Source organism: Lutimaribacter saemankumensis, assembly GCF_900100005.1.
GTDB classification, from domain to species: domain Bacteria; phylum Pseudomonadota; class Alphaproteobacteria; order Rhodobacterales; family Rhodobacteraceae; genus Lutimaribacter; species Lutimaribacter saemankumensis.
In genome coordinates this window covers 1-11,125 of sequence record NZ_FNEB01000021.1, presented here as the reverse complement: position 1 = coordinate 11,125, position 11,125 = coordinate 1, and the positions used below count along the sequence as shown (strand labels likewise).

10 protein-coding genes and 1 pseudogene are annotated in these 11,125 nt (G+C 55.0%); 9 read left to right on the top strand and 2 right to left on the bottom strand.

Translation table 11 applies throughout. The features are described 5' to 3' along the window. The 6 genes and pseudogenes from BLT50_RS18365 to BLT50_RS18340 form a co-directional block, all read left to right on the top strand. Window positions 1–405 (top strand): annotated as a pseudogene (locus BLT50_RS18365) (winged helix-turn-helix transcriptional regulator); the annotation flags it as partial. Window positions 406–650: 245 nt separating this feature from the next. After that, window positions 651–1,385: a gamma-glutamylcyclotransferase gene (locus BLT50_RS18360; RefSeq protein ID WP_139170586.1), complete on the top strand. Its 735-nt coding sequence runs from the start codon at window positions 651–653 to the stop codon at window positions 1,383–1,385. Window positions 1,386–1,607: 222 nt separating this feature from the next. Further along, window positions 1,608–2,762: an MFS transporter gene (locus tag BLT50_RS18355; protein ID WP_090030703.1), complete on the top strand. Its 1,155-nt coding sequence runs from the start codon at window positions 1,608–1,610 to the stop codon at window positions 2,760–2,762. 342 nt (window positions 2,763–3,104) lie between these two features. Beyond that, the gene (locus BLT50_RS18350) at window positions 3,105–3,521 is read left to right on the top strand and encodes a hypothetical protein (RefSeq protein WP_090030701.1); all 417 of its coding nucleotides are present in this window, start codon (window positions 3,105–3,107) and stop codon (window positions 3,519–3,521) included. A gap of 381 nt (window positions 3,522–3,902) precedes the next feature. Then, window positions 3,903–4,631 (top strand): transporter substrate-binding domain-containing protein, encoded by a 729-nt coding sequence (locus BLT50_RS18345; protein ID WP_090030699.1) that lies wholly within the window; start codon window positions 3,903–3,905, stop codon window positions 4,629–4,631. Between the two features lie 341 nt (window positions 4,632–4,972). Next, window positions 4,973–5,542, top strand: coding sequence for a rhodanese-like domain-containing protein (locus tag BLT50_RS18340; RefSeq protein WP_090030697.1), 570 nt, complete (start codon window positions 4,973–4,975; stop codon window positions 5,540–5,542). Window positions 5,543–5,669: 127 nt separating this feature from the next. Here BLT50_RS18340 and BLT50_RS18335 read toward each other — a convergent pair whose 3' ends face one another. After that, the gene (locus BLT50_RS18335; protein WP_090030696.1) at window positions 5,670–6,590 is read right to left on the bottom strand and encodes a DMT family transporter; all 921 of its coding nucleotides are present in this window, start codon (window positions 6,588–6,590) and stop codon (window positions 5,670–5,672) included. A 220-nt stretch (window positions 6,591–6,810) separates the two neighbouring features. Here BLT50_RS18335 and BLT50_RS18330 point away from each other — a divergent pair, with 220 nt between their 5' ends. Then, window positions 6,811–8,559 (top strand): bifunctional helix-turn-helix transcriptional regulator/alpha/beta hydrolase, encoded by a 1,749-nt coding sequence (locus BLT50_RS18330; RefSeq protein ID WP_090030694.1) that lies wholly within the window; start codon window positions 6,811–6,813, stop codon window positions 8,557–8,559. A gap of 141 nt (window positions 8,560–8,700) precedes the next feature. Here BLT50_RS18330 and BLT50_RS18325 read toward each other — a convergent pair whose 3' ends face one another. Continuing rightward, window positions 8,701–8,979 (bottom strand): hypothetical protein, encoded by a 279-nt coding sequence (locus BLT50_RS18325; protein WP_090030692.1) that lies wholly within the window; start codon window positions 8,977–8,979, stop codon window positions 8,701–8,703. A 14-nt stretch (window positions 8,980–8,993) separates the two neighbouring features. Here BLT50_RS18325 and BLT50_RS18320 point away from each other — a divergent pair, with 14 nt between their 5' ends. Together BLT50_RS18320 and BLT50_RS18315 are read left to right on the top strand one after the other, a co-directional pair. Then, a complete protein-coding gene (locus BLT50_RS18320; RefSeq protein ID WP_139170585.1) occupies window positions 8,994–10,313 on the top strand; it encodes an alpha/beta hydrolase in 1,320 nt (439 codons plus the stop codon). A gap of 513 nt (window positions 10,314–10,826) precedes the next feature. Further along, on the top strand, window positions 10,827–11,125 hold a 299-nt coding region (locus tag BLT50_RS18315; RefSeq protein ID WP_217629255.1), incomplete at its 3' end, for a hypothetical protein.

Sequence of the window (11,125 nt, the reverse complement as noted above, 5' to 3'; positions counted from 1 at the left end):
GAAGTGTCGCTGCAAGCCTTGGACGCGCGTCTACTGATGTGGAAAATCCGTGGAAAGATCGACCGGCTTCAATTGCCTAAGCCGAAATGCGTGATTCAATTCATTCTCAACGATCCGCCGAACGAAACCGCCAATTACTGGTTGGTGGCCAAACCCGGCGAAGAAACCGACCTTTGCTACACCGATCCGAAATTCGACGTCGATCTTTTCGTTGTATGCGAACTGCGCGCGCTAACGTCCGCGTGGATGGGACACTCGACCTTCGAAAGGGAAATCGACAGTGGGCGCATTTCCCTGACAGGTCATGACCTGATGGAAAGGACTTTGACAAAGTGGCTGATGCGAAGCAGCTTTGCCGAGGTTGCGAAAGGCGCGCAAGTCGAGCAACGCCGAGCTGCCCTTTAGCAGCTCGGTTCTTGCGAAAACTACATGGTGCACCGCTGAAGCCACTTCTTCAGCATGTCTAACCGGTTAGTCGTTCTGATCGGCGGGTCAATTCTGAACGACGGTTTTGTCCGCGGAGTGCTCATTTATCCCATCCGCCGCGAACGGCCGTTGAGAGCCCATCTGCCGCTATTGACAGAAGGTCGACCGGCTTCGACACTGTAATCAAGTCTTGCCGACCTGAAACGCCCCGGCGGAGTGAAAACTTGAACAGTCATGATCCGTTTCGCCATCATCCCGAGTTGCGCGGCAAGATCAAACCGGCGGCGGCGTCGTTCTTCCGTGATCTTGATATGAGCGCGATAGATGCCCACGCGGCCCAATCAGGGTTTCCATCTGATTGGCGCACGCCCTGCGAAGTCCGCGATGCGGACTGGCGACAGTGGCTCAACGAGAACAGCAGCCGGGACCTCTGGGTCTTTGCTTACGGATCTCTGATGTGGGATCCGGCAATCGAGTTCGACGAGGTACGCCAAGCCTGCTGCGCCGGATACCAGCGCAGCTTCTGCATGTGGGACGATGGCGGCCGGGGGTCGAAGGAAACGCCCGGTTTGATGCTGGCCATAGACGAGGGCGGCATCTGTAAGGGCCTCGCTTTTTGTATTCCGCAGGAAAAACTGGAACACGAGACCTACGTCCTGTTCCGGCGTGAAATGCTTCTTCCTGTCTATCGCCCTGTGCTGTTGGACCTCGACACCGTGGCTGGGCCGATAAAGGGTTTGGCATTTGTGGCTAATCGCGATCATGAGGACATCAAACCCGGAATTCCGTTTGATGAGCAGGCCAGCATGATCGCCCACGCTTCCGGATTCCTTGGCGACAATTTCGACTACCTGCTCAACGTGTACCAAGGTCTGGAAGTCCTCGGGGTTGAAGATCCCTACGTTTCGGAACTCTACGCCGCCACGGTGGCCCTGCGCGAGACTTCCGCAAGCGCGTGACGGCATTCACAGCCGAAACAGGCGGCCGAAAAGTTCGCAGTTCGGCCATTAGACCTGATTGCGGCGAACGAAGGCTCTGAACCTCTAGTCGAAGCCAGTGCGCTGAGACTTAACTGCGCATAAAGTCAAAATGCTTGCCAGCTCTTTGATAATGCAACTACCGTGAGTTCGGCATGATGCGGACAGCACTTCGTCGCATCGTTGTCTCGGGGGAACTCTCCTATGCCGATGCGATGGTTGATCCTGTTCGTGCTCTTCTTCGCCCGAGCGGTGATGGCGTTCCAATTCCAATCTGTCGCGGCTTTATCTCCATTTATCATGGAGAGCCTTGCGATTACGTTGACGGATATCGGCCTTCTAATTGGTCTCTACCTCGGTCCCGGAATCATTGTCGCGGTTGCGGGCGGCGCCGTGGCGACATGGTTTGGCGATAAGCGGACAGTTGTCGCCAGCCTGGCTTTAATGGTCATCGGTACAATTATACTTGCGTATGCGCCAACTCTTGCGTGGGCATTGGCGGGTCGGATCATTTCCGGAATAGGCGGCGTTGTCATTAACGTTTTGATGACCAAAATGGTTATCGACTGGTTCGCGGGACGAAATGTTTCAACGGCGCTGGCGATCTTTATAAGCTCTTGGCCAATCGGGATTGCCCTCGGTCTCCTCACTCTTCCAGCTTTGGCTGCTAGTACCGATTTGCAGTATGCTTGGACAGCGCTAACGATCTCCACGGTATTGGCACTTCTGGCCTTCACCGTCGTCTACAGGGCTCCGGAAGGCGCAAAGCCAAACGATGCACGTATCACGATCACTGCGTTGCCGTGGACGCCATTGGCATTCGCGGCACTGCTATGGGGCCTTTATAATACAGCATTCGCAATGATTTTCGGCTTTGGCGCCCTCGTTCTCGGAGAACGTGGAATACCCATTGCTGCCGCGAGTTCCGCGATCAGTGTCTACATACTTACAGCCACTGTAGCGATCCCGATTGGAGGTTGGGTGGCGGATCGAACTGGCCGGGCAAACTTGGTGATTTTTGTAAGCCTAGTTGGCGGAATGTTGGTTTTTCCTGCCGTACTCTATCTGCCGGATAGCTTCGTGTTGGCGGCACTTATCTTGGGTGGCTTGCTGGCTGGATTGGCACCTGGGCCAGTGGTCGCGATGCCCGGTCTTATCCTTTCACCCGAAACGCGCGCGTTCGGGACAGGTGTCTTCTATTCCATCTACTACCTGCAGATGATGTTAGCTCCGGCATTGGCGGGGGGCTTTGCTGATCATCTAGGCGATGTGAATGTGGCCTTCACAATGGGCTTCGCCATGATGCTGCTTGCAATCATAGCGCATTGGGCATTCCGTCGAACGGCAACACCGCGCTAAACATCAAGCTGACAGGCGGCCAAGAACTTACAATGTCATGAAGATGGTGCCATTGAAGCCTCCGCAGTGAACAGCCGGTTTAAATTTTGGTTCGATTGGTTGGGTTCACTGTGCAATTCGGGGAAAATGCGCTGGAGCACCGTGACCCATTCCGAGAAAAGTTCGAGCAGGCAAATTTAATCTTGCTGCATTTGCAATAGGCAGCTCTGTCCGCACTACTGCCGTTCAATCTGTGCGCAGCGAAAGGCGGTTACGAGCCCTTGTTGGCCGATGCTGCGGAGTGCATAGTTGTCTTTTTCTCTTATATGCAAGTGTAATGGCATAGAAGACGGATCAGTTGAGATGACGAAGCTGTCTTATGAGACCACGACAAATTTTACCGATTACCAGGCCTGGCCATGGTTCCAGGAATATCTGGTTCTTTCGAAAGCGGCGCCAATAGCAAAAGATGCTAGGATTCTGCCCGTCTCTGTGGGCGAGGCGTATTGCACGTGGGTCTTAGACACTCCCGAAGTCCGCGATATCGTCTACCGCGGATTTGTTTTGCACAAAGTCGAAGATGATCTTGAAGAGTCGCTTCTAGGAACCTCAGCAAGATACTTTCTGTTGCGAAACAACATATCGGAAAAGAATAGCGCGAACCTCACGCCCTGCTGGCAGGTTTTGAAACTGATCATGTTAGGGGACCTTTCGCCTCCCCCACATGAAGATGTCCGGGACAGGCTGCTGCGCCATTCATGGGCTTTCAAAAGAGTATAGATGTGGGCGGTCAATTCGCCAGCTTATGCAAATGGAGCTTCGTCTGGACTAATTGGCATTGGGCATATGGTGCGACGGTCCGACACTCATTTTAGAACATTCATTTTGTATGCGGCGAAAGAGCGGTCATTGGCGCAGGGGTAGCGAAAGCTGACTTTGTCCCGCACAGCAGTCATTATAGGCCAGTGCAGGAAACGGTCACTTAGAGCCCTGAGCAGAAGCCCAGTAAGCCAATGCTCAAGCACAAAGTAACGATGATTGGCCAGTAAGAGCACAATCTACACAGCGATTGATCTGAATCAGCGTGATGGTCGTGCGAAGTCGGTAGAAATTTTGTTGAGAAATAGTTCAGCCTTTTTTCTTAGCTAACGAGGTAGATCTATGAAAACCTATGTGATCGCACTTTCGTGCCTTTTGGCATTCCCTGTGCAAGCATTCGCACAAGGTATCGTCATTGGAACTGCCGATGCTTACGAAGCGGGAGATTACACGGTCGACCCTTCGGCCCTTCAAAGCTTTGATAAAGCTTTTGGTGAGCTTCTTTGTCGGCGCGGTAAATTTGATTGTGACTGGAAAACTATGGGGCGAGAGGAACTCGTTCCAGCGCTACAGACGAAAAAGATTGACGTAATTTTGGCGGCAATACCGATGACCGAAGCGTTGGGGGACGGTATCGAAAAGACCGCTGCATACCTGTATCCCGATCCCTTCGCCATTGTTGGCTTGCCTGGGTTCGTACCATTCGGCAACGTTAAGACCGTGGCCGCAATTCTCGACCCTGCGATAGAAGTCTGGCATGCCGCGAGCGGATACAACATCATCTATTTCCCAACGCTTGAAGAGGCACTCCAGGAGGTGGTGAAAGGTGGTGCGGAAATCGCTTTTGGTGAGTACGACGTTCTTGCTCCATTGGTCGATGCAGCCGAGGGGCGCTTGGAAGTTTTGAACCCTGGGCGCCATCTACGCCCGGGACTGACGATGGCGCTGCGTTCCGAGAGTGTCGATCTGCGTTTTGCACTCGAAGACCTGATCTATGACATGTCGAAGGACGGTACTCTGAATACCCTGAACAAGGAATGGTTTGGTAAGGACGCTATGGTCTGGGAATAGCCACATGCGACGCCGTTCAAACTGTTTGGCTCGTTCTAGAGCCTGGCATTCAACTTGAGCGCGGTGCGCAACAGCATCATCCTGATGTCCTCATCCAGCACTGAAGCGAATGGCAGCTTAGTCCGCACTGCAGACATTGGCCGAGCCCCATCGAAAGACTGCTATGCGCTCAATGTCTACATTCGTTTAACCTGATGCTGTGACCGTTTCAGGGTCTCCACAATCCAACGTGCATTATCAACTTTGATGATGTGCGGAATTTTCTCCGATTTACCCTCTTCTGGAGATGCCGCGTCATAAACCGGCGTCCTTTCCTACGTAAAAAGCAGGAGGATAGTGAAATGAAACCGGTTTTAGCCCTTGTTGCGGCCGCATTCTTGGCCAGCGCCGCTTTCGCGGACAGCATCCCCGAAAACAAACGCACCCAGGCGGGCCTCTACGTCACATCCGCCGAGGTCGGCGGGATGCTCGAAAACCCCGATGTGCGCCTGATCGACATCCGAAGCCGCGCCGAGGTGTCGTTCCTGGGGCTGCCCGTCCGGGCCAACAAGCACATTCCCTACATGGTCATGCCGATGATGCCCGAATATGACGCGGCTAAAGGCACTTACAAGCTGGAGCTGAACCCGGATTTCCCCAGCGACTTCGAAAGCTATGCACAAGCTGCAGGGATAACGCCAGACACGCCGATCGTCCTGATGTGCCGTTCGGGATCGCGCAGCGCGCGGGCGGCCGACCTGCTGTACAAGATGGGCTATCGCAACGTCTATTCGCTCATTGACGGCTATGAAGGCGACAAGGCCAAGGAAGGACCGCACAAGGGCGAGCGCGTCAAGAATGGATGGCGCAACGCCGGCCTTGCCTGGAGCTACAAGATCAGCGACGCCCAGGCCTACGACGGCGATCTCTGAGCGAACGGAAACCTCCCCTGGGCCCCTGTTTCGCCTTGAGCGGGGGCCATTTTTTGTGCGCGGGCGGGCAATAAAATATGCGTTCCAAATCAAATAGTTTTCGAATTACGTCTCGTTGCATGGAAGTTCAGCCTGCATGACCACGTTCTGTTTTTCGTGAGCGCATCCGACTGAACAGGATGCCCAGCAGCACCACGCCAGTTCCAAGCAGCTTGGGAAGGGTCAAGGCCTCGTCCAGAAAAACGAAGCCAAGGCAAATCGAGAAGACCGGCACGAGGTGGAGGAAGATTCCGGCGCGCGCAGCGCCCGCCCTGGCAACGCCTGACTGCCACGCGCAAAATGCGACAATGGATGCGCCAACACCAAGGTATAATGTGCCGAAAAGAACGTCCGCTCGAAGCACGAGATCAGGCGCGGGCATCCCAGTTATCAGCGCCACCGGTGTCATCACGGCAAGACCGGACAAGACGGTTGCGGCCAAACAAGCCTGCGGGGCGAGGGGGATGCTCCAGCGTTTCAGACAAACAGTAAAAACCGACCAGGTGATCGATGCGCCAAGAAGCATGGCCGGTCCTGCAAGATGTGAAGCTGTGGCTATTTGCTGGAGGTCATCGAAGATCACGATGGCCGCTCCCACAAGAGCGATGGCTGCACCGATGAGATCGCGCGCCGTTAGCGGAGCGCCACGCCAGATCCATGCGATGAAGACTATGAAAACGGCTGACAACGAAAATGTAACGCCGGCAGTCGAAGCTGATGCATATTGCAGACCCGTGTAAACCAGCCAGTTGAACAAGGCGATCGAGAGGATAGCGAGCACCAGGAGTTGCTTAGTATGAGTTGCCCATGCTGCCGTGATTTGCCGCCGGTGTCTTAAGGCAACGGGGAACAGGAACACCCCCGCGACGGCCCATCGCAGGAAGTTGAGCTGAAACGGCTCGAGCACATCGTGCAACGAGCGGCCAATGACAAAGTTGCCTGCCCATAAAAGGGGGCCTACGCATAAAATGGCCCCCAGGTGAAAATCTTCCGATCGGAATTGCGACATGAGAGACGCCCAGCTGCGCTTCTGTCCTCGGCAAAGACCAGATGGCCTGAACCTTGATTGCGAAAACGAATAAGCGGCAGGATACGCGCGCTGGGATCGGTGACATTATCAAGATTGATAGCGCCTGGCATCTTTTCTGAGGTAAGATGAACGGACCGAAGGTTCGAAAGGCGTAAACAGTGGCCATGTCCCACGGTGGGATGCAACGCGCGGAAGTCTTATGGAGACGGAGCCAGGCCGCAACAAATCCAAGGTCGATACGGATGACCTCTTTGGCGAGGTCGTCCAGCTGACCTATGCGACCGTGGCTCAGCCCGAAAAGTTCCATGAGCTGATCATGCTGTGGGAAAAATGCCTGACGTCCCGCATCGTCTCGAAAGACCAGGATACCGAAGACGCCGCACTTGTCGGGCATTTCAACCAGGCGCTTCAGATCTTCGATCACATCGGTCGGGTGCAACGCGACCATGATCGCGCCAAGCGCATTCTCGACGGGTTTTCCATGCCGGCATTCATTTGCGATGCCGCGCTCAATATTCTTTACAAGAACGAAGAGTTCGATGGCTTTGCTGCAGTCAACGAAGTTAGAGGTCCCACTTTCGGCGAGGCCATCAGGGAACAAATCCGCAATTGGGAAGTTGGCCAGACCGTGGCCTTTGTTCCCGATCTCGCAGAACCTGATGGGGCTGGTGCTGCGGTTATCACCGAACTGCCACAGGGGTTTTATGACGACACCATCCCCGGAAAGCAGTATCTCGTCGTCTTCAACGAGGTGTCGGAGACGAATGTCGCATGGGGCGCCATCCGCGACAAATACAACCTGACTGCGGCGGAAGCTGATGTGCTGGCGCAATTGGCGAAGGGCAGGAAGGCCGACGAGATCGCTCTGCAGAAAGGGGTTTCGGTCAACACAATCCGCGCACAAATCCGGGCCCTCCTGGAGAAAACCGGAAGCCGGAACCAGAACGACCTTGTCAGGTCCAGCGTGTTCGTTCTGAGCCAGTTCCAAAGTCTCAAGCTGGTTGCGCAGGCCTTTGTTCCTTCGGACGCGCGGCCGGAAGCCGTGTTCTCGCGGGTCATTCTTCCAAGCGGTCGTATGCTCCAGTTTCGTCAGTTCGGCGATATGGACGGCCTCCCGGTGCTCTACTTGCACGGCATGATGGGTGGTCCAGATCTGCCGCATCATGTAAAGACCGCTGCACGCCAGAGCGGGCTAAGGATCATTGCGCCCTCGCGTCCGGGATTTGGAAAGTCCGACAGTATTCCGGCAACGGATTGGGAATTCGTGCGGCAATCCTGCCGCGACCTCTATGCATTTCTCGACGTTCTTTCCGTCCCTGCCGCTTTCGTAATCGGGAACCTGTCCGGGTTCGGTATCGCGATCAACTTCGCCAACAGGTTTCCGGAAAAATGCATTGGCGTTCTGAATGCTGGGTATAGTGGCATTGTCAGCGATGACCTGATCGATGGGATGGGCACGATGTCCCGCGCCTTTGCCCGCAGCTATCAGAAATCCCGTACAGCATTACGGTTCCTCACGCGCGCCGCCATTGCGTCGGTGGATTTCCTCGGGGCGCATCGCATGATGCAACGGCATCTCGGGGCGTCCCCAGTAGACCTTGATTACTGCCACGAGGTCGGATGTTTCGACATGATGGCGGACGGGTTGACCCACGCGATCGCGCAAGGGGGCGAAGCTTTTATCAAGGATGGCTTCCTGGCAACGAAGGACTGGCGGGACGTGATCGAGGAAGTGGCCGGAAAGGTGAGGCTCCATTGCATCCTGGGCGAAAGGGACGGCATCGCACCTCATTTGCGCATCAAACACGAGGCCGAGCAGATCGCGGGTTACGATGTCCGGTTTTTCCCCGATGCCGGGCAACTCGTGCTGTTTCAAGAATGGGAAGCCGTCCAGGCCCTGATCCACGAAGACTTCGCGAAGAACCGCGGTCGTTTGTCCAAGATGTGAAGGCAGCATCGTCCCGCACGCAGCTGTTTCAGGCAAAGGGCAAGAAGTAGGCTGGCAAACTTCGCTTGATTGTCTTCCCGGATGAAAACAGAAAACCCCGCCGACGGGGCGGGGCCTTTCCTTGGTTGAACGGCATCAAGCTTAGCGGCGCATGGGCTCAGCTTTTGCCGGGGAACGCGTCGGGGACGCACGGCGCGCTTTGGGGCTCCGCATCGGCATGCGGCCGGGAACCTTTTCAAACTCGGTGACTTCGGTGGATGTACGCCGCTTGATCAAGTCTGCGGCGATCTTCACGGCCCGTCCGATCGCCCTGATCATGCTCCAGGCGTCCTGGCTGCGGATTTCGCGGGCGCGGCGGTCATAGCTTGCATAGTCGATCGCGCCGGTGGTCGTGGTCTGATATTCGGGCTGAGTGGTCATTGCATGTCTCCTTGTTGTTCGATGCATTCAACTTGCCCCACATCGGCAACCCGCGCTTGAAGAAGCGCTTTAGAAGGCTTTGTGATTTCCTTGATTTGCCTGAAGAAACCGTTGATCCTGAAACCAAACGTGCGGGGATCGGCCGGAAAATGCGTTATTTCTTTGCAAACTGTGAGCTGAACACGGCGAGCCGAACCTTCCTGCGCGATGGTGAAACGATACCTATCGAACCCCAGGTATTCGACCTTCTGCACCTTCTGGCCGAGCGCGCTGGACAGGTTGTGAGCAAGGATGAACTGATCGACGTCGTCTGGAATGGCCGCATCGTGTCCGACGCCACGATCAGCGCACGTATCAATGCCGCGCGCACCGCAACCGGCGACAACGGAAAGGATCAGCGCGTGATCCGAACCGTCTCGCGGCGCGGGTTTGAGATGGTCGCTGATGTATCTAATGGTCCGAACGATTCAAAATCGGCTAACTCCGAAATAACCCAGACCGTTCGTTACGCCACCTCGCCGGACGGCATACAGATTGCCTATGCGGTTTCCGGATCTGGAGCGCCCCTGATGCGTGCCGGACACTTTCTGACACATCTTGAAAAGGATTGGCAAAGCCCGGTCTACCGACCCGCATTGGAGACGTTCAGCGAGAACTATACTCTGGTTCGCTATGACCAGCGTGGCACGGGACTGTCGCAAACTCGTGTCGACGAATTGTCGATCGAGGCCTATTCAAACGATCTTCTAGCAGTGGCAGATGCGGCCGGGCTGGACAGGTTCCCGATTTTCGCAACCTCGCAGGGTGTGCCGATTTCGGTCCATTTTGCGGCGTCTCATCCCGAAAGGGTCAGCCGTCTTGTGCTCTGCGGAGGCTTTGCTCAGGGCCGTTTGGTCCGTGATGACAACTACTCACGCGATGAAGCAGAAGCTCTTATGACGCTTGTAAAGATGGGGTGGGGGCAACCTGACAGTGCCTTCATGTCGGCTTTCATTTCAATGTTTTGCCCTGACGCATCACGCGAAGAGAAAGCAAGCCTGGTGGAAAGCCAGGTTGCTTCTGCCACACCGGAGATGGCCGCTCGCGTTCGCCTGACGATCGACCAGTTCGATGTCGCCGACTGCCTTTCCATTGTTCAGGCACCGACATTGGTCATTCATGCCAGTGGAGACGCGCTTCACCCCATTTCGCAAGGTCAGCTTCTTGCATCACGGATACCAAATGCCGAGTTCAGGTTAGTTGAAAGCAACAACCATATATTCCTGAAGTCGACACCTGCTTGGGACGAAATAATGTCGTCAACGATGGAGTTCCTGGCTCGGGGCACGTCATAGTGGAACAAGTATCAGAAAGGTGCCGAGAGAGGCGAATGGCAGCTCCGTCCAAATAGTGGGCCTGGCACACAGCTTGAAGGCGAGTGGATTTTTAACCTGGCTTCATGCCGGTTCAGACTGGAGTTTGGCCAAAGTAAGAGATTGGAGCTCACTGTAGACGCCGGTACCTGCGGCTGTATTCATGAAATAATAGTAGCTGATGTGAGAGTTGCCCCCGGCACGCAGTTTATGGCTTTCCATGAATTGTGGAATTCGCATTCAGGTTTGCAAAACCCGAACATAAACTCCCGCAGCAAGAATCGGCCGCGTGCCCGGAAGGGTAGGCGAATTGCAGTGTGACGACGCTCATAAGGCGTGCGCTCGAGTTCCTTTGACGTGTGTCGCTATGCCTGCTTTGGCAGTCGTGCAGCTTAACCCATTGGTGAAGCGCTTTTTTCGCCCTGAGCTATACGGTTCATGATACAATAGAAAATGATCTACGTGACGGACGATAGAGCCGCTTGGGAGGGACCAATGAACGTTTCACGCAATTTCATGCTTGTGGGTACGTGTTTTCTAGTGGTCGGTATCGCATTCGGCATCCATATGGGAGCGAGCGGCCGACACGATTTTGCGCCTCTTCACGCGCATCTCAATTTACTTGGCTTCGTTCTTCCCATGGTGTTTGCCTTGGCTTATCGGACTTTTCCGGACATGGGACAAAGCAAACTCGCAAGCATTCATTTTTGGCTGCACATCGTTCCGACTGCTGCGCTCTTGCTCATGCTGTTCCTGCTACTCAGCGGTAGGATTACAGAGGCTGGTATGGCGCC

What these genes read in the sequence shown, in the direction of transcription:
- BLT50_RS18355 (WP_090030703.1), top strand. Translation starts at nt 1,608, where the DNA reads ATGCCGATGCGATGGTTGATCCTGTTCGTGCTCTTCTTCGCCCGAGCG.
- BLT50_RS18350 (WP_090030701.1), top strand. Translation starts at nt 3,105, where the DNA reads ATGACGAAGCTGTCTTATGAGACCACGACAAATTTTACCGATTACCAG.
- BLT50_RS18345 (WP_090030699.1), top strand. Translation starts at nt 3,903, where the DNA reads ATGAAAACCTATGTGATCGCACTTTCGTGCCTTTTGGCATTCCCTGTG.
- BLT50_RS18340 (WP_090030697.1), top strand. Translation starts at nt 4,973, where the DNA reads ATGAAACCGGTTTTAGCCCTTGTTGCGGCCGCATTCTTGGCCAGCGCC.
- BLT50_RS18335 (WP_090030696.1), bottom strand. Translation starts at nt 6,590, where the DNA reads ATGTCGCAATTCCGATCGGAAGATTTTCACCTGGGGGCCATTTTATGC.
- BLT50_RS18330 (WP_090030694.1), top strand. Translation starts at nt 6,811, where the DNA reads ATGGAGACGGAGCCAGGCCGCAACAAATCCAAGGTCGATACGGATGAC.
- BLT50_RS18325 (WP_090030692.1), bottom strand. Translation starts at nt 8,979, where the DNA reads ATGACCACTCAGCCCGAATATCAGACCACGACCACCGGCGCGATCGAC.